This is a genomic window from Oscillatoria sp. CS-180 (assembly GCF_028330965.1).
Lineage (GTDB): Bacteria > Cyanobacteriota > Cyanobacteriia > Phormidesmidales > Phormidesmidaceae > Halomicronema.
In genome coordinates this window covers 230733-252182 of record NZ_JAQMUB010000088.1, presented here as the reverse complement: position 1 = coordinate 252182, position 21450 = coordinate 230733, and the positions used below count along the sequence as shown (strand labels likewise).

Sequence of the window (21450 nt, the reverse complement as noted above, 5' to 3'; positions counted from 1 at the left end):
ATCATTTCCAATGCTGATTTGAGCGATAACCCTTTAGGATGGAGACTCTGCTTTGAAGGTGAAGTGATCGTGAAGTTTGTTGATTTAGCCGAAGTGGCTGTAATCGGGGGGCAAGGCGGCGATGGAATGGTGTCCTTTCGTCGTGAGAAATACGTACCCGCGGGAGGCCCTTCTGGCGGCAATGGCGGCAATGGTGGGTCTGTTTATCTCATCGCTGAACCTAATTTGCAAACACTATTGGACTTTAAATACGCTCATCAGTTCAAGGCAAAACCTGGCGAAAGGGGTGGTCCTAGCAATCGGACAGGTGCTCGTGGAGAGGATCGATATATTGAGGTCCCCTGTGGCACAGCGGTCTACGATGCGGATACGGATGAATTGTTAGGTGATTTGATCACGCCTAAGCAAACATTATGCGTGGCAGCAGGTGGGAAAGGGGGTTTGGGTAATCGTCATTTTCTCAGTAATCGCAACCGTGCCCCAGAACATGCGTTGCCCGGTCTACCTGGCGAAGAGCGAACAATCCGCCTCGAACTCAAACTATTGGCAGAAGTTGGCATCATTGGTCTGCCTAATGCAGGTAAATCCACTTTAATTGCAGCACTTTCAGCAGCTCGTCCTAAGATTGCAGACTATCCTTTCACCACACTGGTGCCTAATCTAGGGGTTGTGCGGAAACCGACTGGTGACGGTACAGTGTTCGCAGACATTCCTGGTTTGATTGAGGGTGCTCATGATGGACTGGGGCTAGGCCATGAGTTTTTGCGTCATATTGAACGGACGCGGCTTTTGCTCCATTTGGTTGATGCAACTGCACCTGATCCGCTTGGAGATTATCACACCATTCAGCAGGAGCTGGAAGCTTATGGACAGGGTTTGAGCGATCGCCCTCAATTCCTCGCCCTCAACAAAATCGATGCGATGTCCTCTGAAGATGCGGAAGTTCTGGTTGAGATGATGGAAGAAGCTACTCAGCGGCACGTTTTTTCCATCTCGGCAGTGACCAGACAACACTTCGATGGTTTATTGCAAGCCATCTGGGATACTTTGGACCAGCTGGAGCCTGCTGAAGCGATCGCAATTCAGAATTACCCCGCCAATCTTGTTAGCGATCCAGCCGAGTTGCGATCGCTCTAAACCCCCTCCTTATCTGCTCCCAAAGGCAACAGACAACATCAAATCCTTTACTCTTCTGCACTCTCAGGATTCGATGCGGTGGTATCTACCGTGCTGATATCAGCTTCTTCAGAGACAACGACCCTCGGTTCAAGAGGGGTTTCGTTCTCATCCGTTTCGTCGTCCTCATCATCCGACTCCAATGCTGAAGGAACGACTGCAACGGCTGCGATCGCATCATCATCATCTAGTCGCTGTAAGCGTACCCCTTGAGCTGAGCGGGATTGAATTGAGATGTCGTTGACTCGCTGGCGAATAATAATACCGCGATTCGTAACTAGCATCAGTTCCTCGTCTTCATTCACCACCAAAACGGCAACGAGTGAATCTTCATCCAGCCGGAACTTGATGGCCCTGAGGCCCATGCCTGCTCGGTTTTGCAACCTAAACCGAGCAACGGGAACACGTTTACCCATGCCGCCTGACGTGATCACCAGCACCCAGGGGCCTTGACCGTTATCAGCGGTTTCGTCATCCGAGTCTTCTACATCCTCCGTAACATCTGCTGCTTCAACTGCATGAGTAATTTGAGACGGTAAGATGTCCATGCTGATCAGCTCATCATTACCCCGCAAGTTCATGGCTTTGACTCCACGGGTCGGGCGTCCCAAAGGTCGCAGCTGGTCATCATCAGCTTTGAAGTGGATGGTCATCCCATTCTGAGAGCCGATCAAAATGCTGTCGCTCGTGCGGGCAAGACGAACCCAACGCAGCTGATCGCCTTCCGCCAAAGAAATCGCGATGAGACCGTTGGCCCGAATATTGCTGAATGCAGACAGTGAAGTCTTTTTGACATAGCCGCCCTGGGTCAGCATGACTAAATACTCGTCATCCGTGAACTCTTCCACAGCAATGACTGAGGTGATTTTCTCCTCCTTAGGAATGGGCAGCATCTGAACGATGGGCACTCCCTGAGAGGTTCTTGACCCTTCGGGTAGCTGATAGGCTCGTAGCGAATAGGCCACACCGCGATCGCTAAAGAACACGATATGGTCATGACAGCCGCAGGTCATAAAGTGCTGAATGCCATCATCGTCTTTGATTCTAGCTCCGGCTTTGCCTCGGGTTGCACGACTTTGCGCTTCAAAGGTATCGACTGGCATCCGTTTGATGTAGCCATATTCTGTCACGAGGATAACGACTTGCTCATTGGCGATCAGTGAGATATCAGTCAGATCGCCAGCGTCCCTTTCAATCATCGTGCGCCGCTCATCACCAAAGCGATCGCGCAGGTCCTCCAACTCCGAAACGATGATGTCTAAAATCCGCTCTCGTTGGGCCAAGATATCGCGCAGGTCCGCAATTGTCGCCTGCAAGTCTTCGTGCTCTTGCTGAATTTTGTCGGTTTCTAAAGCGGTCAGACGTCGGAGCTGCATTTGCAGAATGGCGTCCGATTGCAGTTCAGTCAGTCCGTAGTTCTCGATCAGCTCTTGCTTTGCCGTGGGCGTATCTGCCGCCTGACGGATCAGGGCAATGATGGCGTCCATATTATCTAGCGCAATCAAATAGCCTTGCAGGATGTGATCCCGCTGTTCGGCTTTGCGAAGCTGATATTGAGTGCGGCGAGTGATGGTTTCAACGCGGAAGTCAACGAAAACCTCCAAAAATTGCTTGATCCCCAGCAGCTGGGGTTCCCCATCCACTAAAGCCAGCATGTTGACGCCAAAATTATTTTGCAGAGGCGTTTGCTTATAGAGGTTATTGAGCACGACACGGGGATAAGCGTCTCGCTTCAGCTCAATGACGATCCGCATACCATCGCGATCACTCTCATCACGAATGTCAGAGATGCCGTCCAAACGGCGATCGTTGACCATCTCTGCAATCTTTTCAATCAGCGCTGCTTTGTTCGTCTGATACGGCAATTCTGTAATAATGATGGCATCGCGATCAGGACGGCCTCGCTGCTCAATCGTTTCAATATTGGCGACTCCCCGCATGGTGACTGAGCCGCGTCCAGTGGTATAAGCGTCCCGGATGCCACTTGTCCCTAAAATCTGGGCGCCCGTTGGAAAGTCAGGCCCAGGGATGATTTGCATTAGCTCGGCAGTCGTAATCTCCGGATTGCGAATCAGCTGGATGACGCCGTTGAGAAGTTCGGTCAGGTTGTGAGGCGGAATGTTGGTCGCCATTCCTACCGCAATTCCAGAGGATCCGTTCAGCAGCAGCTGCGGCACCCGAGATGGCAGAACAATCGGTTCTTGCTGTGAACCGTCAAAGTTATCAGCAAAGTCAACAGTGTCGGCTTCAATGTCTTGCAGGAGCGATTCACTGGTGAGCGCTTGTAGGCGACACTCCGTGTATCGCATAGCGGCTGGTGGATCGTTGTCGATGGAGCCGAAGTTGCCGTGGCCGTTGATCAGGGGCGCACGCATGGAGAAATCTTGCGCCATCCGTACTAGCGCATCGTAAACAGCGGTATCGCCATGGGGGTGATATTTACCCAGCACTTCCCCGACGACACGGGCACACTTTCTAAAGGGACGATCAAAGGTCAACCCTAACTCATGCATGGCATAGAGGATGCGCCGGTGCACTGGCTTCAGGCCATCTCTTGCGTCTGGCAGTGCTCGCCCCACGATTACGCTCATGGCGTATTCCAGATAAGAACGGGACATTTCGTTCCGCAAGTCTGTGGGGATAATTGTCATGAGTTAAAAAGCTCCAAAATCGCAAAAATTTAGCCAAAAACCAAGGGTTTGAATCGCATGTGGTTAAAGCGGCTAAATTCGTCGAAAAACGTGTGACAGTATGCCTATTTTAACACGCTTTTTCGCCTTCCTTGAGATAGCGGTATGCTGGGAGAACAGACGTTCAAAACCGCTTCAGCGTAGTTTTTCAACGCATGACTTCTCAGCTAACTGTCATCTATTCCGATGCCTTTCTCAACCATGACACTGGGTACATGCATCCAGAGAATTCGGGTCGCCTCGCCGCGATCGCGAAAGCTCTACGGGCAGCTCCGTGGTCATCTCAATTGCGCTGGCAGGTGCCGACGGCGATCGCCGACCGAGATCCGCTTCCCTGGGTGCGTGCACAGCATCATTCGCAATATGTTGACAGTCTGGAACAGTTGGCGAAAACGGGCGGGGGTTTGCTCGATCCGGATACGCCTATTTCGTCAGCCAGCTTTGAGGTGGCGTTGCTAGCGGTGAATGCTTGGCTGGATGGTGTGGATCGGGTTTTGCAGGCGTCACAATCAACGTTTGTGCTCTCTCGTCCTCCAGGACACCATGCTGTGAGCGATCGCGGCATGGGATTTTGCTTGTTTGGCAATGCGGCGATCGCGGCTCACTATGCCCTGCAACAGCCCAACATCAACCGAATTGCCATTTTGGATTGGGATGTACATCACGGCAACGGTACTCAGGCATTGGTGGAAGACAACGCCAACATTGCTTACTGTTCGCTGCATCAGTTTCCTGCTTATCCTGGTACGGGACGTGCAACCGAACGAGGACTGCACAACAATGTCCTGAATATTCCCATGTCTCGCGGCAGCACCCTACCGGACTATCAGGCTCAGTTTGAAGACGCTGTGATGCCCTTCCTCAGAGATTTCAAGCCCGATTTTCTCATCATCAGTGCTGGATATGATGCCAATCTGGCGGATCCGCTGGCGGGCGTTTCGCTACAGCCGGCTGACTACGCCGTCTTCACGCGATATTGTCGAGAAATTCAGCCTAATATTCTCTTTGGATTAGAAGGCGGCTATGACTATGATGCTCTGGCTCAGTCAGTCGTCGAAACGATTTCGGCTTGCTTAGAGACCGAACTATCTGTGATTTGATCGGTCAGTGATTGGAGCGGTCAAAGGTATTTGATCATAGCCACTTGGTCATAGTCTGACAGAGCAGCAGGCTGAAAGACGGCGTTCATCTGTCGAAATCCAAATAGGCAAGCGAAATGTCAATACTAACGGAGCAGTATCTCAATCTTGTCAATCGACAACTGCCTGCAGCTGCCCAAAAGGGTGGTTATCCTGTGCGCTTCAATCACTGCTTCGCCAGAATTATTCTGGATAATATTTGTGGTTGTGAGTGGTATCAGGTGATTGAGAAGCCTGCTTACAAAAACATGACTGAGGAGCAGCTTCAGCAAGCGATCGCGTTGGGAAAAACCTTTCTTGTCGATCCTCAAGCTTGTGTTGAGGCGAACCAAACCAGTCTGCGATATCGAAACAAGCAGGCTTAATGTGGACTTGAACATCGCCAGTTCCGCTAGGACAAAACGGCGAGCCATCTAGCCTATGCTAAGCACCCGGATGCTATTGGGAATGCACAAACCTAGATGGCTACAGCTGTAAAAAGCTGAAGAATGACGTCCTTCGATACTCCATCAGCACTGGCATACTTATGATTACGATCAAAGCCAAAGACAGCATTTTTGAAGACATTGCAGCGATTCTGTGGGACAAAGATGGTACGTTGGCGGACTCTCACGGGTTTTTGCAGGAATTGGCAAAAGCTCGATCGCGCTATCTCAACCAGCACAGTCCTGGAATTGAGCAGGCGTTGATGCGGGCGTTCGGCTGTGCGGAAGCATATGATCCAACTGGATTAATGGCTGTAGGGACTCGTTACGATAATGAGATTGCTGCGGCTGCCTATATTGCGGCGACGGGAAAACCCTGGGCGGAGGCGCTGGATTTAGCACAGCAAGGATTTGCAGAAAGCGATCGCAGCTTCACGCGCAAAGCTGATTTCACCCCTCCGTTTTCAGGCATTGTGGAACTCCTGAGCAACCTGTGGGACAGTGGCCTGAAGCTAGCTGTGTTATCGGGAGATACAACTGCCAATATCCAGGATTTTCTGCTGCGATACGATTTGGTAAATTACGTGACTTGGTGCGCTGGCAGTGAAGCCCCTCCGGTTAAACCCAATCCGCAAATGGTTTGGACAGCCTGTGAAAATTTAGGTATTTCTCCGGAAAACAGTCTGGTCGTTGGGGATTCAAAGCTGGACGGCCAATTGGCTGAGGCAAGTGGCGCGGGTGGCTTTATCAGTGTTACTTGGGGCGGAAGTCCGGCGATCGCAGGCGCAGATGCTGTCTTAGATCATCCCGAACAGTTGACAGTCTATCTAAATCATGGGGTTCTCAAGTAGAGAACGCTTTGCGGTAGTCTGAAGATTGCCTTGAAAAAACTGTAATGGTTATTGCCCGTCTCTGAGACGTTAAGAATTAGGTGACGCCCAGTACTTATCGACTCTCAGGAAAACATCTTGTTACTATATGAAGTTGGTTGAAAGAGGATTTGCCCGTGTCTCGTCGTTATCTATTTACCTCGGAGTCAGTCACTGAGGGGCATCCCGACAAAATTTGTGATCAGCTATCGGACACAATACTGGATGCTCTGCTGACCCAGGATTCGAACAGCCGAGTGGCCGCAGAAGTGGTTGTCAACACTGGTCTGGTTTTGGTGACCGGGGAAATCTCGTCTAATGCCACCGTGAACTATGTGTCGCTGATCCGCAAAAAGATTGCCGAAATTGGCTACACCGACCCCACCAATAATGGCTTTTCTGCAGATAGCTGCTCGGTATTAATTGCCCTGGATGAACAATCAGCAGACATCGCGCAGGGAGTTGACCAGGCCTTTGAGACGCGCGAGGCTGACAGTCAAGAAAGTTGGGATACGATTGGCGCGGGTGACCAAGGCATTATGTTCGGGTTTGCGTGTAACGAAACGCCAGAATACATGCCGCTTCCCATCAGCGTCGCGCACCGCATTTCTCGCCAGCTTTCCGTAGTTCGCAAAAACCAGGTCTTACCTTATCTTGGACCCGATGGCAAAACTCAAGTGACGGTTGCTTACGAAGATGGCCGTCCTGTTGGGATTGATACCATTTTGATCTCGACGCAGCACACGGAAACCATCGACACCATTACTGATCCTGCTGCTGTACAAGATCGCATTAAAGAAGATTTATGGGCGAAGGTCGTAATGCCTGTCTTCGCAGATTTGTCGGTTCAGCCGGACGACAAAACCCGCTTCTTAGTTAACCCGACTGGAAAATTTGTCATTGGCGGACCGCAGGGTGACTCGGGTCTCACTGGCCGCAAAATTATCGTGGATACTTACGGTGGCTATTCTCGGCATGGAGGAGGGGCTTTTTCCGGCAAAGACCCGACGAAAGTAGACCGAAGTGCGGCTTATGCTTGCCGTTATGCTGCTAAGAATATTGTGGCCGCAGGGTTGGCTGAGAAATGCGAAGTGCAGTTGAGCTACGCGATTGGGGTTGCTCGTCCTGTCAGCATCTTTGTAGACACCTTCGGGACGGGTCGGGTTGATGAAACTGTTTTACTGGAATTAGTGCAAAAACACTTTGAGCTAAGACCTGCGGGCATTATCCATACGTTTGATTTGCAACGCCTACCCGCTTTACAAGACGGCTGTTTTTATCAGAATGTTGCGGCTTACGGACACTTCGGCCGCCCTGATTTGGAATTGCCTTGGGAAAAAACGGACAAAGCTGACTTGCTGAAAGACGCAGCTTCTCAATCGCTGGCTGGCATTGGGGCTTGACGCATGAGCAGGCAGTGGGCGCTGAAAGAGTGGGCGATCGCAATTGATGCCTTGCTGTCAGGGGATCTAATCCTCCTGATTCGCAAGGGCGGTATCCGAGAATCCCGCCCGGTTTTTGAAGTCCCTAGCGATCGTGCTTTGCTGTTCCCCACCTACGAGCACCAAGCGATCGCGGCTATTCGTCCACCCTTCCAAGCGGGGTTTACGGCACGCTCTGTGCCCGCAACTGGCGAAGAGATTCCGCTCCAGGGTTGGGCAGAAATGACCCATCAGGTTCCCCTTCAGGGAGATGGGATTGTTCAGTCCTTGCATCCGTTTCACATTTGGACTGATGCGTGGTTGACGGAACGGTTGGCCTGGAAACCTGAACGCCCTGCCTATGGGCTACTGCTGCGCGTTCATCGATTTACACACCCGTTTGGCATGGCTTATCAGAAGCGGTATGGTGGGTGCCGTTCATGGATCGTTTGGGACGACCTGGATTCTTTACCGGAGAGTGAACCTGTTTTATCTGAGGCAGACTACGAAGAGCGAGTTGCTCAAATTCAGCAGGCGATCGCCGCTCCGGTTAGTTCGTAAGCATCATCAGACAACGCCCAAGGCCTACAAGCATTTTGTCAGGTTACGTTAGATTGAACAAAATCCGTCTTTGTCCCTCGCTCCACCCCTATTCGGTATGCGACCAAAGCAGACAATAGCCCTATCTAATCGTGATCAGATCTTAGTCTGTGGGCTAGGCAGTTTGGGACAGCATTGTGTTGCCAATCTGCAAACCTTTGGTGTACGGGTCAACGCGATTGATCTAACTCACCCTGATCGATGGGAAATCGCTCACCTCCCCAAAGCGATTAATAATCTCGTCATTGGTGATTGCCGCCAGTCAGATATTTTGGAGCAGGCAGGAGTCCGTCGGTGTCGGGCTGCTCTGCTAGTAACTGAAAACGAACGAGTCAACTTGGAAGCGGCGCTCAGCGCTAGAGTGTTGAATCCCGATATCCGGCTGGTGGTGCGATCAGAAAAACAAAATCTGAACAACCTGCTAGAGCAACAGTTGACGAATTTCATTGCGTTTGAACCCACTCAGCTGGCGGCACCCGCCTTCGCACTAGAGGCCCTTGATGAAGCGATGACTGGTTTTTTCAAGGTAGACAATCAGTCTTTTCGAGTGGTGACGCGGACGATTCAGCCTCAGGATTCCTGGTGTGACACGCGCAAAGTTTATGAGGTGATTAATCGCGATCGCCGTGTGCTGAGATATCTCAAAGCTGAGACGGCCAGACTAAAACCCGAAGAGATGGCGCTACGGTCCGATCATCCTGCCAGTGCATCGGCTCAGTTTTACACCTGGCTTCCCGATTCCATTATTCGCGCTGGAGACGTAGTGGTTTCTGTCGAGGCAGAGTCTGCAGATGACGGTTCTGTCATTGACTACGCCCGGAATACTCGCAGGGGGATGCTACAGCGGGTGAGACAAGGACTGCGCAACTGGCGAGATTGGCGTCCTCGTGAAGCCTTGAGGACATTCTGGCGCTATAGCTACAACAATCAGATCCGGCGAGTTGCCCTGCTCTGTGGCATTACCGTAGTTAGTCTTTGCCTAATTGGCAGCGTATTGATGGTGATGACGGGAACAGCGCCCTCCTTCCCAGATGCTTTTTACGCCACGGTTGTCCTGCTGTTGGGGGGATATGGTGATGTCTTTGGTGGTGTTGAGCTGACCGAACCTGTGGTTTGGTGGCTACGCTTGTTCAGTCTCACCCTCACATTGGCCGGAACAGCATTCATTGGTGTCCTCTATGCTTTACTGACGGAAAAGCTGCTGACCTCGCGGTTTGAGTTTTTAACCAAACGCCCTCCGGTGCCTGAAGCAGGACATGTGGTTGTGATCTGGCTAGGTCGGGTCGGTCGTCAAGTGGTTGAAATATTACAGGATCTGAAACAACCTGTTGTTGGCATCACTAGTCAATCGATTGAGCCTGATATTCTGCCTCATATGCCGCTGGTTACGGGCCCTATACGTGACATTTTGGACAAGACCAACCTAGCAACAGCTAAAAGTATCGTGGCGGTCAGTGATGATGAAATTCAGAACCTAGAGCTAGGACTCATGGCCTATCGCTCTAATCCAAAAAGCCGCCTGATCATCCGCACCTACGATCAGATTTTCACCGATAAAGTCGCTCATTTGTTTCCTTATGCTCAGGTGCTCTGTGCCTCAGCTCTATCTGCCGAAGCGTTTGCAGGCGCAGCTTTTGGTGAAAACGTCATGGGCTTATTTCGACTCTACCATCAGACTGTTTTGGTGACTCAGTATGCCATTAAAGCGGACGATACCTTGCAGGGATTGCTGCTAGCTGAGGTTGCCTACGGCTATGGTGTTGTGCCGATTTGGCATCAGCAAAAGGGACAACGATCGCGGGTCATGCCATCCGACGATATTCAACTGCACGAGGGCGATCGCTTGGTTGTGCTGTCCACAATTCGCGGTCTGCGTCGTATTGAGCAGGGTGACACTGCTCCTAAACAGTGGCAGGTTGAATTATTGCAGGCAAACGCGGCTGACGCTATTTTTGAAGGCGGCACTGAGATTGCCCGAGTGACGGGCTGCGCCATTGGTGAAGCTCACGACTTAATGAATCAACTCCCTGCGATTTTTCCTCACAAGTTATATCTTCACCAGGCCATCCGTTTGGTCAGACGTTTGGGTCGTTTGCGAGTGGCTGCCAAAATTCTGCCCCTCGAAGATCGTGTCGGAAGAAATTTGTAAGGCTTGATACGCTGATAGATAGCTTTAGCCATCTAGGCTAGTGCACCCAGCCGCATCCAGCTGTTGAGCGCATAGCCCAATGGCTCGCCATTTTATCCTAACGGAGCTGACGACGGCTATGGCAGCTGGGCAGTTCGACTCGACTTCTCAAAGGCTTTTCCGATGGCACCTCTTTGGCCTTATGCAACTCCTGGAATTCCTGATCACTTTTTTGAGCAGCTACCGGGAATCCCTATTAGCAAACGCGAAGTGAGGCTGCTGATTGTGGGTGCGTTGCGATTGCAGCCCAACGCGCAGCTTTGGGATATTGGAGCTGGGACAGGCACGCTCGTGGTGGAAGCAGCCTTGTTATGTCCCCAAGGCCGAATGATTGCGGTAGAGCGAGATACAGAGGTTGCTAATCTGATACGGCACAACTGCGATCGCTTCGAACTAGCCAACGTGGACGTTGTTGAAGGAGTTGCCCCGGATTGCTTAGCAGAACTACCGTCCAATCCAGACTGCATCTTGGTGGAAGGCGGAAAATCAATTAAAGATATTGTCAAAGTCGCTTGGAACTATTTAGCGAGTGGCGGCAGACTTGTCGTCACCACAGGCACTCTAGAAACCCTTTACAGTGTTTCGGAAGCCTTTGCAGAACTCTGTGTCCGTAACGTCGAGATCGCTCAACCTGTAATCAATCGTCTCGAAACCCGTGGGCATCAACAAGTCTTCAAAGCGATCAACCCTATTTTCATTTTGAGTGGTGAAAAAGTCGATTAGGGCTTTGACGGTTCGTTAATCCTGTCCAGAGTCTTGCAACTGTTGGTTGACGTCTTCCAAAGTCATATTTAACGCTTGAGCAATTTGCTCTGGTGCTAATCCCATTTCATGCAGCTGGGCGATCGCGGTTAAACGAGCTTGCCTTTCTTGTTGAACCTGGAGTTGTGCTTGTTGTGCCTGTTGCTGAGCCTGTTGGGCTTGCTCGTCAGCCGAGAGATAACGGTTGCCCTGGGCATCAAACCAGGACAAGATCTCTCGTGGAATTCCACCCAGGCTGCCTTGACTGCGACCTATGCCCAGTCCAATTTCTGGCATCCAATAGGGTTCGCCAATCTGAAGCTGATAGCGACCATCAACGAGCTTGTAGACCTCAAAAGGCTGATGGCGATCGCGTTGCCAATAGTCAGGGTTGTAAATGACGTAGTACAAGACACCCAGGTTTTCATAGAGCGTGATCTTATCGTCGTATTCATTGCCGGGTGTCCAAGAGGCCATCTCCAACACGAACTTCGGAACTGTTCCGTCTTCTTCCCACACCACATAGCTTTTTCGAGACTTGTTACCGGGTTTGCGGCGAGGAACGCCAACACTCAAAAAGCCATCGGGTACGACAGGGACTTTCGGGCTGACTCCTGTCGTATGGTAAATCGCCATGTCTGCTCCAAAATACCAATCATGGCGATCTCCCCAGATCAGGTACAGCAGAAATAGCAGATAGTTTGGCAGTAAATTCTGATCTTCGTTATCCACAGGCGTATCGTCTGAACAGGGAAGTTCGTCGCTGGTCGGCAAGTTAGTATACAGATCGGTACGAACCATCACAGTCTTTAAAGAAAGGTTGGCCTTTATCATAGCGGAGCTACTTGCGGGGCAGTGTTGCTCTTAAGCTAATGGGTCAACCCGTAAAGTACTGCCGCTTTTGTGCAGGACCAGGCCACGCCAAAAGGACCACCTCTTCCTTTAGCTGAGCACCCGTTGCAGTTGCCAGTCGGGTACGGAACAAGTCGCGCCCCTTCACGACATAGCCCACTTCCGCAGCAATCTCCTCTAGCAGCTCTCCAGTGCGAACCATGATTTGAAAAAAAGACGCTTGGTCACCCACGACATAGGCTAGTTGAGCACCTGGTTTGAGGACAGGTTGTAGTTCTTGAAGATGATGCTTCATGCCGCCGAAGTACAGTGAGACGACACGGTGATATAGCCGCTCAAACCCTGACGTTTTCTGAAGCAAGAGACGACGCTCTTCAATCTCCTGTGCCAAGGCTGTAGCCCGGCTTTGAGTCGCCAAGAACTGATCGTCGTCATCTACCTTGTACACATTGCGTGTGTTGGAGCGGATCAGCGTTTGCTTAAACGATCGCAGGTCCTGCTTATTGTTCAAAAAGCCCAACAGGACTGACTCTAAACGAGTTGTGCGCGTGTAATCTTTCTCGTTGGGATAAGGGGGTGAGGTGATTACAGCGTCAATCGAGTTGGGTGGCAACAGCGATCGCACCACGCGCGCATCTCCATGACGACATTCGGACGATATCTGAGCGAGTGCTTGGTGACGCTCCAAATCTGCCGCCATCTGATCGACTTTGGCGTACCACTGTTCCAGGACGGGGGCATCTGCCCGCTTTTGGCGACGCAAGCCAACTTCTGGGCCAAACTTGAGATTGCTGGCATCGTAGACAGCGACATAGGCCAACGCCAGCGATAGAACGCCTTTAACCGGTTGAGGAACGCTGGTTGCGATCGCTTCCTGTAAGGCCAAACACTTATGCAACGGAACTGGACTAATGGAATTTTTCAGCAGAATGGCCGTTTGTTCCGGCTTCAAACTGAGATGAGGCAGGCTTTGAACTCGCTCATGGGCCTGTTGCCTAACCACCTGCTGCCAATGGTGAAGTTCACCTAAATCCACTTGCCATTGCACTTTGGTACTACAGGCAAAATGAGACATGGGTACTGCTTCGATCCCCACTGAGGTGATGCCGTTTTTCTTCGCTTCAACGATGGTGGTTCCAGTCCCACAAAACGGATCGAGGAGAGTTGCATTGGCATCAAGGTCAAACTTGTTGATGTAGTGTCGAACCAAGTGAGGCGGATAAGACAGAACAAAGCGATACCAGTCGTGAAAAGCGCGATCGCTTGGCTGTAGTTTGTTGTTGCTCAGGTCTTCAGGATTTGTCCGCGTTACAGAGGAGGTCATGGAAGGGGAGCGATCGCTAGTGCGAATGATCTAAAAAAGTTTCCCCACTATATCGGCTTCGCCCTAATCCTGCACCCCTGGGACAGAGCCGTAAAGCTAATCCCCTGCTATCACTCTTTCTGAAGAAAAGCTTGATATTGAGACGCTAGATGGGCATAGGCCGACTCAGCCTGATGCATTCTCGGGTTCAGCATTCGTTGAATGGGAGCACCGTCTGAAGCCAGGTGTTCATTCACAATAGTCTCCACATCTTCAGGCCGAACCTGGCAGTACCAAACATTCTCAGGCATAATCCGCACGGTTGGTCCAGACCCACACTGACCCTGGCATTCACACTGACTGACCATCACGGTGTCAGACTGATGCTTCTGAAACTCACTCAAGACTTGCTCAGCCCCATTACGGGAACAAGAACGATGCTGACAAACCATGATCAAATACCGTTGATTGTCATCAGCCATAAAGCAGAATGTCGCCGCATAGGTCACCTCCCAATATACAGAACAACTATGAAGACACCACGGCAGAGGTCACAACCTCGCGTTTTCCTGCTCGCCAGCTTTCAGACGTCCACTCATTGCCTGCCCCTCTCTAGAGACTGACGCAGACTGTTTTGTCTCTTGTTTTGGGTTTCTGCAAACGAGTTATGGAACTCCTCAGTGAATACGAGATGAGCAGTGCCTCACCCTACTGGGCAACCCAGTCACTTGCCCAAAGGAATTGCCTGTTTCGCTGTATGGTGTTTGTCATACTTGCCTATTGTCTTTCTGGTTCCTATGGCCCGTTCTAATGCACTGCGGTATTACATTCTGACCCGGTTGTTGTTAGCGCCGCTGATGATTTGGACCATCACCACGGTAGTCTTCCTGCTGTTGAGGGCTACTCCTGGTGATCCTGTCGATGCTCTGCTAGGTCCCCGCGCTCCTGAATCGGCCAAAGACACCTTACGGGCACAGTTAGGACTCGATGCCCCCCTGATGATTCAATACCTGCGATATTTGAGGAATTTACTCTCTTTTGATTTAGGCACTTCGGTCGCTAGCCAGGGCCAAACGGTCTGGGAAATTATTGGCGATCATTTTCCCGCGACGGTTGAACTCACGCTATGTGGAATGCTGGTAGCTGCTGGCGTAGGGCTGACGGTTGGCGCGATCGCGGCGTCTAAACCCAATTCCCCCCTAGATGCTGGAGGGCGATTGTTTGGGATCGTCACCTATGCAGTCCCGATGTATTGGTTTGGGATGCTTCTCCAGCTCTTCTTTGCGGTACAGCTGCGCTGGTTTCCCATCGGTACTCGGTTTCCCCTGGGTGCAACGCCTCCCCAAGGTCCAACTGGACTCTACCTCCTCGACAGCCTACTAACAGGGCAACCCGGTCTCTTTTTCACAACGGTTCACTATTTAGCATTGCCAAGCTTAACCTTGGGCATCCTCATCAGCGGCGTGTTTGAACGGATCGTGCGCGTTAACTTGAAGCAAACCCTGCGGGCTGACTATGTCGAAGCGGCTAGAGCGAGAGGTATTCCCGAAGTTCGGATTGTTCTGGCCCATGCTCTCAAAAATGCTCTGATTCCTGTTGTTACCGTCTTGGGTCTAACCTTTGCGTCCCTTTTAGGGGGAGCTGTTCTGACAGAAGTTACCTTTTCCTGGCCGGGTCTTGCCAACCGTCTGTATGAGGCCATCTCCCAACGAGACTATCCAGTCGTACAAGGACTGATGGTCTTCTTTGCCATGATTGTTGCCGTTATCAGCATTGCGATCGACATTCTCAACGCCTACGTTGATCCCCGCATTCGCTACTAGAGCTTGACAATGCCGGAATTTGAATAATGTGAGGTCAAAAAGTCGAACCTGCATTGGCTATTGCATGGCTTTTCTTACCCAATTCTCGATTCTCAGTGGCAAATGAGGGACTGACCTCCTAAAATGGCTCGTAAATGAATTGCGTGCCTTATTAGTAATGTCAGGTCGCTTTCCACGAAAATCGCCGTTGTCTTCAGGTCAACCCACCGACGTATCCTCTGCACTCTTTCGACGCCAACAGTTGTGGGTGAAGTTGGCGGCCTATCGGCCACTGGCTGTCCTTGCGGGTATTTGGGTCGTCCTGTTGGCGATCGCTCTCTTTGCTTACGGTCAGCTCCTACACACCGTCAATGACGCGAAAGAGGCGGATGTCTCTACGGCTGATCTCAATGTCTATCCCCATGAACGGCTAAACGAAGGTGAGAATTCTCAACCTAGCGAGTCCGAAGAGGCTGATCCGCCCTCTGAGGAGGCTCCAACCGAGCCAGAGAATGCTACCGCCACTCCACCTCCTGCCGAAACCGGATTCTCTGGATGGACTCTGGTCGCTTTGGTGGGAACCTGTGCCGTGGGCTGTTGGCTCGTGTCGGCTCAAGTGAAGTCGTCCGCTTCTCGGTCTCGCTACAAGGCGAAGAAATCTGCTCAAAAGCCAGCTAAGAAGAGGGTTTTGATATCACCTAATCAACCTTCAGCGACTCCTTCTCGGCGATCACAAACGACTGCTTCCTCTTCCTCTCCCAAGCCTCTCCCGCCTTACGATCCAACGCAGCCATTGATGGTGCCTCAGCAGGAGCGCGAAGTTCCTCCTCAGAAGACACCAAGCTCTACCGTTTCATCACGGGCAAACAACAATACGACGCCTCCTACACCGGTTGCCGTCGTCTCAGAGGATGCGCACCATCGTCTGGATTGGCCTGAGGACAGTTTGGTTAATACGGCAGACGTCCGACAACGGCGATCACTCTCCTCTTTCCTGTAAAGGCTGTCGGATATTGGCTCTAGAAGCCTCACTCTGTGAAGGCGTGTTTGACGTTCAGGTCAGCTGATAGACCGCAGGCCATTGAGAAAGGCGAGCGGATTACCGCGATCGCCCGTAAAGCTTAAGAAAACTGGGTGACGGTTTGAGGTTGGTAGCGCTCTTGCCGAAAATTGATTCGTAGGGATTGCTAAGCAGCGTTCCGCAGCGTAGACTCTGCGAGGGCTAAGCCCAATTTATCCATTTAGGAGAGAATATGACCCGAGCAATTATGGAAACCGACAAGGGCACCATCAACCTGGAGCTGTTTGATGCGGATGCTCCCAATACGGTCAAAAATTTTGTGGACTTGTCTCAAGCTGGCTTTTACGACGGCTTAAAGTTTCACCGCGTCATTCCTAATTTTATGATTCAGGGAGGATGCCCCAAGGGCACGGGGACCGGGGGCCCAGGTTACACTATCAAGTGCGAAATTAACGACAATAAGCATGTTGCAGGTAGCCTTTCAATGGCCCATCGAGGTCCAGATACGGGTGGTAGCCAGTTTTTCATCTGCCATGAGCCTCAACCTCACCTAGATGGAGTCCACACTGTTTTTGGCAAGACTGAAGACATGGATGTAGTCAATTCCATCAAGCAAGGCGACAAAATCAACTCTGTCAAGATTGAGCAGTAGGCTCTCCGCTTCCAAGAATCCCGGTTTCTCACTCGCAATATGACCGACGTAGGTCGTTCTCCGCAGAAACCGGGATTCTTTCCCTTAGAGCTTTTTGCAGAGGATAAGTGCGAACCATTGTTGTTCGTCAGTAAACGTGTCGACCACTGTCAACCCGTGGTTAAACAATTCTTGAGACAACTCATCTAGATTGAATTTGCGAGAAATTTCGCTCAATAGTCGCTCTCCTGCGCGGAAAGAGGCATCTAGATCGAGAGACTTGAGGGTCACAGTTTGCGATCGTAGGCTTTCGATATACATTTCGATCTGGCGATCGCGCTCGTTATACCGGGCAACATGCCGAAACTGCGACAGATCAAAATTGCCTTGAAAACGCCAGTTTAAGTGACTCAACATATTGAGGTTGAATGCCGCAGTCACGCCTGCTGAGTCATTGTAAGCAGCGTTGAGTACGTCACTGTCTTTGTGCAAGTCAACTCCCAACAGAAAATAATCGTTGCTTTCTGAAGCCTGACTAACACTTTGAAAAAATTGCTGGGCTTGAAAGGGGGATAAGTTGCCTAGAGTACTGCCAATAAAAGCAATCATGCGACGAGGTAGCTTTGCCGGTGGCAATTCGGCTAGAGCCGCTTCGTAGGTACTGATCAAACCGTGAATGGTCAACTTGGGATATTCATTTAGCAAGGCATGGGTGCTTTCTTTCAAGATGCCACTGCTGACATCAACAGGAATATATCGGAGCGGGGTAGTGCTTCGCTGATAGGCGTCAAACAGGATCCGAGTTTTGCTAGAGCTACCGCTGCCCAACTCGACTAAGTCGCAGGCCCCGACCTGATCGGCGATCGCCCCAGCAAACGTTTCCAAAATGCGTCGTTCAGTGCGTGTTAAGTAGTATTCAGGCAATTCCGTGATGGCTTCAAAGAGCTGGGATCCCTGATCGTCGTAGAAATATTTGGGCGGTAGTGACTTGGGGGTTTGCGAGAGTCCTGCAATCACGTCTCGACCCACTACAGCAGCGTCATGGCTCTCAGCAGTCAGACGGTGTTCGATAATGAGGCGATCGCGAGACAGGACAGGTGGCTTATGCAACCTAGACGGCTTTTCACTGGAGAAAGACGTTGGATGAGAAGAAGCTGGCATAGTGTCACGTAATTCATCTAGGGGCGACGAACCCCCGAGTATTTTGACACTTGTTATACAAAACAACTATGCAGACAGCACACATCTAAACCCAGCAAAGAGTTGCCGCACCTCTGGTTGGTACCAATTTCGAAAGGTAGGACGCAATACCCAGCGACGTGTTGCCCAGCTGCCTCCCCTCAAGACCCGATGACGCTTGTCAAAATAGGCTTGTGAATAGTCTGCGTAGGGATAAGGTGTAAAGCCCGGATAGCCATCAAACCAACTGCTCGTCCATTCCCAAACGTTGCCCAGCATGTCGTCGCACCCCACCGCGCTACGTCCTGCTGGAAATTCTCCGACCGGGGTCACGCCTCCCCGCTCCCCATCGAAATTACCTCGATGAACTGTAGCAGGTGCATCTCCCCAAGGCATCGGTTGTACAGTACCGGTAGCAGGTTGCCACTGAGCAGCCCGCTCCCACTCAGCTTCTGTCGGCAGACGCTTGCCCACAAAACAAGCATAAGCATCCGCCTCATACCAGCTCACACCGCAGACTGGAGTGTTAGCCCATTCTGCTTCAGGACGCCAGTAGAGGGGCTGCATGATTTCGTTGGCTGCTACCCAATGCCATCCTTGAGGATGCCACCATTGGCTATTTTGATAGCCTCCTGCCGCAACAAATTCACTGTATTCAGCCACAGTTACGGGCGTGCGGTCAATCCAGTAGTCGGTGAGTTGTACAGCACGTTGAGGCTGTTCATTATCTAAAGCCTCAACAGATTCATGCCCCAGCGGAAACTCCCCGCTAGCGACAAAAACCATATTATCTTTTGAGGCGGATAGGGGAATGGCAATTTCCTCAGCAGTGCAGGGAGCTGTAGAGATTGGCTGCTCTTGGCGATGCAGAGCAAGGATGTAGGTCGCGATTTCCGCATGTTGACTTTCATGCTGCAATATCCACTGCCAAAGACGTAGCTGTTGATGGAGTGGAGCTGTTTCTAAATAGGTAAGAGTGCGATCGCGAATCGTCTCCATGAACGTCAAGATTTCTGCCAGACTAGGTAAAACTTGGCGTTCAGTCTTTGGTAATCCATCTGCGGCAAACAGTCTCTGATACTGCGGATAGGCACACTTGTCTCGCTTTAGATACTCCAGCAGCCATAAAGATTCTGTGAATGCAATATGTCCTAAGTGCCAACCAACAGGACTGAAGTCAGGATGCGCCTGCTGAGAAAATTCAGCGTCAGTTAGGACGTTAATTAAACCTAAGGTGCTTTGGCGGCAGGCAGTCAAGTTTGCCCTCAAAATTTGTCGTAGTTCAGTGGGCGTTAAGTCCGCTGAAGCGATCAAGGGGATGGAACTGGATGTCACAATCTGAAGTGATAGTAAACAGCGAAAATTCGTCGAAGGACGCCCAGTTTCCATCGAAAAAGGGTTCGGATGCCACTAATACGGCATCTGGGAAATGGGGATCGTCTCTTAGCCAGTATAAAGAAGGAGCACGATTATGAGACGCAAATCGTGAGCCAACCAATTGTTCTCCATCGCTAACTAAGACGTTAGCCGCTACGGAAACGTCGTAATCAGCTGCCAGCCTTGCTAATTTCTCTATTGCGATTTGTAACGCTTCTCTCAGGGAAAGCGTTGGCTGAGTGGCCAAAGCGGTCAATAACACTCCCCAAATATGTTCTGAATCGGTGCTGCCATTGATGGCGGCATAAATGCGATCGCTCATCATTTGCCGCATAGGTTGATAGAGCGTCTTGCGAAAGCGCTGAATGTAGCCATTGTGCGTGAAAAGTAGTGGATTGGATTGAAACGGCTGGCAATTGCTGATATCCACTCCCTGACCCGGCGTGGCGCTCCGTACGTAAGCCACCGCACAACCGGTTGTGACGTAGCGACATAACGGTTCCAGATTCGGATCATTCCAAATCGGCAGTATGTTGCGATAGGTAAAGGGTTCGGTTGTGCCTGTGGCGCGATACCAGCCCAGGCCGAAACCATCGGCATTCAGTTTGGCAACCTCCAGTTCCTTCGGCGCATAGGACTGCACCATCAAAGAATGAGGCGGTTCTAGCAGGAGCGAATCCAATTGAATCGGTGGGCCTAAATACCCTAAAAGACGACACATAAGCTAGCGAAGAGTGAGGAGTGTGTTGCAAACATTGGTCCGGGCTTGTTTCATGGTCTCATAGGGTATTCCGTTTCTTGAAGCAGGCTGTTGGCGATCGCGGCATGTGTTAATCTGATAGTCCACCATGCGGGTGTAGTTTAGTGGTAAAACCCTAGCCTTCCAAGCTAATGATGGGGGTTCGATTCCCCCCACCCGCTTATTACACTTCTAAAACTTCTTTGAAGCCGTTCATTTCAGAGAGTTTATATGGCTTGCATAAAGCTTGTCTTCTAGTTCTGCGATTCTGATTTGCGACAAAGTCTGAGACTCTGCTTACAGCACACATACTGTAAATTGACATCATCGATACAGGCAGTGCCGAGATTGATGAAAACGGATTCACTTAAAGCTTTATATAGACAAGACAACAAAAGTGGGAACATAAAATTCCCAATCTAAATTCTAGGTGGTCTGCAAGTTTAATAGATGCTTTGTTTTCGAGGATAGGTTTGAGGGCGAAGTTACCAGGCTAGTATCTATTATTTAATTCAGGAGAGTGGTTGCATGAACAAGCTCTACGGCAAGTTAGACCCGAGGAGCATACCAACATACTCAATTGGAGATGCTGCCCGGTATTTACGTATTCCTGCAGCAACAATTCGCTCTTGGACGGTAGGTCGCAAGTATCCAAAGGCTGAGGGGGAGGGATTCTTCGCGCCTTTGATCCCCATTCCAAATCGGAGGCCGAAGCTGCTCTCTTTCACCAACATGGTTGAGGTGCATGTGCTGCGGGCAATCCGTCAGCATCACAACATTGATTTGGGTAAGGTGCGTAAGGCACTCGACTATATGGAAGAGAACTTACCTGTAGCTCACCCATTAGCCCATACTGAGTTTCGGACTGATGGGGTAGACCTGTTTATTGAGCGGTATGGAGAACTGATTAACGCTTCGGATGATGGGCAAAGCCAATTAAAAATCGCACTGAATGCTCATTTGGAACGGATTGAACCGGATGATTCGGGTTTGGCGATTAAACTGTATCCCTTTACTCGCACCCATGAAGAAGATAATCCGCGCATTGTGGTGATTGACCCACGAATTTCATTTGGTCGTTTGGTGGTTGAGGGAACAGGGATTCCGACCAGTATTTTGGCGGAGCGATATCGGGCTGGGGACTCGATAGATGATTTGGCTGAAGATTACCGTTGCGATCGCTTCAAAGTGGAAGAAGCCATTCGGTGTGAATTGCCCATCGCTGCATGACAGAGACGGAGTTCAACCCCGCAGAGACGGAACCCAAGCCAACTGTTTTCTTCATTAATAAAACAAC

The 21450-nt window shown here is 50.8% G+C and carries 19 protein-coding genes and 1 tRNA gene; 13 read left to right on the top strand and 7 right to left on the bottom strand.

The features are described 5' to 3' along the window. Positions 1-69: 69 nt before the first annotated feature. Complete coding sequence (gene obgE, locus PN498_RS23195; protein ID WP_272065790.1) at positions 70-1137, top strand: GTPase ObgE; 1068 nt, start codon at positions 70-72, stop codon at positions 1135-1137. 47 nt (positions 1138-1184) lie between these two features. Here obgE and gyrA read toward each other — a convergent pair whose 3' ends face one another. After that, on the bottom strand, positions 1185-3827 hold the full coding sequence (gyrA, locus tag PN498_RS23190) for a DNA gyrase subunit A (RefSeq protein WP_272065789.1): 2643 nt from the start codon (positions 3825-3827) through the stop codon (positions 1185-1187). A 194-nt stretch (positions 3828-4021) separates the two neighbouring features. On the opposite strand from gyrA, the gene PN498_RS23185 reads away from it, so the two are divergent. The 7 genes from PN498_RS23185 (at position 4022) to cbiT (ending at position 11231) form a co-directional block, all read left to right on the top strand. Then, on the top strand, positions 4022-4966 hold the full coding sequence (locus tag PN498_RS23185) for a histone deacetylase family protein (protein ID WP_272065788.1): 945 nt from the start codon (positions 4022-4024) through the stop codon (positions 4964-4966). A 116-nt stretch (positions 4967-5082) separates the two neighbouring features. Further along, a complete protein-coding gene (locus PN498_RS23180) occupies positions 5083-5370 on the top strand; it encodes a hypothetical protein (RefSeq protein WP_272065787.1) in 288 nt (95 codons plus the stop codon). A 161-nt stretch (positions 5371-5531) separates the two neighbouring features. Further along, the gene (locus PN498_RS23175; protein WP_272065786.1) at positions 5532-6281 is read left to right on the top strand and encodes an HAD family hydrolase; all 750 of its coding nucleotides are present in this window, start codon (positions 5532-5534) and stop codon (positions 6279-6281) included. Positions 6282-6436: 155 nt separating this feature from the next. After that, positions 6437-7702, top strand: a complete 1266-nt coding sequence (metK, locus tag PN498_RS23170) for a methionine adenosyltransferase (RefSeq protein WP_272065785.1) — start codon at positions 6437-6439, stop codon at positions 7700-7702. A gap of 3 nt (positions 7703-7705) precedes the next feature. Continuing rightward, complete coding sequence (locus tag PN498_RS23165) at positions 7706-8281, top strand: DUF1802 family protein (protein ID WP_272065784.1); 576 nt, start codon at positions 7706-7708, stop codon at positions 8279-8281. Between the two features lie 97 nt (positions 8282-8378). Then, on the top strand, positions 8379-10469 hold the full coding sequence (locus PN498_RS23160) for a potassium channel family protein (protein WP_272065783.1): 2091 nt from the start codon (positions 8379-8381) through the stop codon (positions 10467-10469). Between the two features lie 162 nt (positions 10470-10631). Further along, positions 10632-11231 (top strand): precorrin-6Y C5,15-methyltransferase subunit CbiT, encoded by a 600-nt coding sequence (gene cbiT, locus PN498_RS23155; protein ID WP_272065782.1) that lies wholly within the window; start codon positions 10632-10634, stop codon positions 11229-11231. Positions 11232-11246: 15 nt separating this feature from the next. Here the strand turns inward: cbiT and PN498_RS23150 are convergent, their stop codons facing one another. The 3 genes from PN498_RS23150 to PN498_RS23140 form a co-directional block, all read right to left on the bottom strand. Then, positions 11247-12050 carry a Uma2 family endonuclease gene (locus PN498_RS23150; protein WP_272065781.1) on the bottom strand — a complete coding sequence of 268 codons (804 nt, stop codon included), beginning with the start codon at positions 12048-12050 and terminating at the stop codon, positions 11247-11249. A 76-nt stretch (positions 12051-12126) separates the two neighbouring features. Then, positions 12127-13425 carry a DNA methyltransferase gene (locus tag PN498_RS23145; protein ID WP_272065780.1) on the bottom strand — a complete coding sequence of 433 codons (1299 nt, stop codon included), beginning with the start codon at positions 13423-13425 and terminating at the stop codon, positions 12127-12129. A gap of 110 nt (positions 13426-13535) precedes the next feature. Next, complete coding sequence (locus PN498_RS23140; RefSeq protein ID WP_272065779.1) at positions 13536-13913, bottom strand: (2Fe-2S) ferredoxin domain-containing protein; 378 nt, start codon at positions 13911-13913, stop codon at positions 13536-13538. A gap of 288 nt (positions 13914-14201) precedes the next feature. Here PN498_RS23140 and PN498_RS23135 point away from each other — a divergent pair, with 288 nt between their 5' ends. The 3 genes from PN498_RS23135 (at position 14202) to PN498_RS23125 (ending at position 16879) form a co-directional block, all read left to right on the top strand. After that, positions 14202-15227, top strand: a complete 1026-nt coding sequence (locus PN498_RS23135; protein WP_272065778.1) for an ABC transporter permease — start codon at positions 14202-14204, stop codon at positions 15225-15227. A gap of 157 nt (positions 15228-15384) precedes the next feature. Next, positions 15385-16206: a hypothetical protein gene (locus PN498_RS23130; RefSeq protein ID WP_272065777.1), complete on the top strand. Its 822-nt coding sequence runs from the start codon at positions 15385-15387 to the stop codon at positions 16204-16206. Positions 16207-16459: 253 nt separating this feature from the next. Next, entirely contained in the window at positions 16460-16879 is a 420-nt protein-coding gene (locus tag PN498_RS23125; RefSeq protein WP_272065776.1) for a peptidylprolyl isomerase, read from the top strand. 84 nt (positions 16880-16963) lie between these two features. Here PN498_RS23125 and egtD read toward each other — a convergent pair whose 3' ends face one another. The 3 genes from egtD to egtC form a co-directional block, all read right to left on the bottom strand. Beyond that, entirely contained in the window at positions 16964-18019 is a 1056-nt protein-coding gene (gene egtD, locus PN498_RS23120) for an L-histidine N(alpha)-methyltransferase (protein ID WP_272065775.1), read from the bottom strand. Positions 18020-18085: 66 nt separating this feature from the next. Further along, positions 18086-19372 (bottom strand): SUMF1/EgtB/PvdO family nonheme iron enzyme, encoded by a 1287-nt coding sequence (locus PN498_RS23115; protein WP_272065774.1) that lies wholly within the window; start codon positions 19370-19372, stop codon positions 18086-18088. Further along, positions 19320-20135 carry an ergothioneine biosynthesis protein EgtC gene (gene egtC, locus PN498_RS23110; RefSeq protein WP_272065773.1) on the bottom strand — a complete coding sequence of 272 codons (816 nt, stop codon included), beginning with the start codon at positions 20133-20135 and terminating at the stop codon, positions 19320-19322. Before egtC ends, PN498_RS23115 begins: the two co-directional genes overlap by 53 nt. Before the next feature lie 129 nt (positions 20136-20264). Between egtC and PN498_RS23105 the strand changes: the two genes are divergently transcribed. Then, positions 20265-20335 (top strand) — tRNA-Gly (locus PN498_RS23105). A 346-nt stretch (positions 20336-20681) separates the two neighbouring features. After that, on the top strand, positions 20682-21383 hold the full coding sequence (locus PN498_RS23100) for a DUF433 domain-containing protein (RefSeq protein WP_272065772.1): 702 nt from the start codon (positions 20682-20684) through the stop codon (positions 21381-21383). Positions 21384-21450 lie beyond the last annotated feature (67 nt).

Bases quoted from the DNA above. Each gene is read 5' to 3' on its own strand.
- PN498_RS23160 (WP_272065783.1), top strand. From the start codon at position 8,379: ATGCGACCAAAGCAGACAATAGCCCTATCTAATCGTGATCAGATCTTA.
- egtD (WP_272065775.1), bottom strand. From the start codon at position 18,019: ATGCCAGCTTCTTCTCATCCAACGTCTTTCTCCAGTGAAAAGCCGTCT.
- PN498_RS23180 (WP_272065787.1), top strand. From the start codon at position 5,083: ATGTCAATACTAACGGAGCAGTATCTCAATCTTGTCAATCGACAACTG.
- gyrA (WP_272065789.1), bottom strand. From the start codon at position 3,827: ATGACAATTATCCCCACAGACTTGCGGAACGAAATGTCCCGTTCTTAT.
- PN498_RS23165 (WP_272065784.1), top strand. From the start codon at position 7,706: ATGAGCAGGCAGTGGGCGCTGAAAGAGTGGGCGATCGCAATTGATGCC.
- PN498_RS23185 (WP_272065788.1), top strand. From the start codon at position 4,022: ATGACTTCTCAGCTAACTGTCATCTATTCCGATGCCTTTCTCAACCAT.
- PN498_RS23150 (WP_272065781.1), bottom strand. From the start codon at position 12,050: ATGGTTCGTACCGATCTGTATACTAACTTGCCGACCAGCGACGAACTT.
- PN498_RS23130 (WP_272065777.1), top strand. From the start codon at position 15,385: ATGTCAGGTCGCTTTCCACGAAAATCGCCGTTGTCTTCAGGTCAACCC.
- PN498_RS23175 (WP_272065786.1), top strand. From the start codon at position 5,532: ATGATTACGATCAAAGCCAAAGACAGCATTTTTGAAGACATTGCAGCG.
- PN498_RS23100 (WP_272065772.1), top strand. From the start codon at position 20,682: ATGAACAAGCTCTACGGCAAGTTAGACCCGAGGAGCATACCAACATAC.
- PN498_RS23125 (WP_272065776.1), top strand. From the start codon at position 16,460: ATGACCCGAGCAATTATGGAAACCGACAAGGGCACCATCAACCTGGAG.
- cbiT (WP_272065782.1), top strand. From the start codon at position 10,632: ATGGCACCTCTTTGGCCTTATGCAACTCCTGGAATTCCTGATCACTTT.
- egtC (WP_272065773.1), bottom strand. From the start codon at position 20,135: ATGTGTCGTCTTTTAGGGTATTTAGGCCCACCGATTCAATTGGATTCG.
- PN498_RS23135 (WP_272065778.1), top strand. From the start codon at position 14,202: ATGGCCCGTTCTAATGCACTGCGGTATTACATTCTGACCCGGTTGTTG.
- PN498_RS23145 (WP_272065780.1), bottom strand. From the start codon at position 13,425: ATGACCTCCTCTGTAACGCGGACAAATCCTGAAGACCTGAGCAACAAC.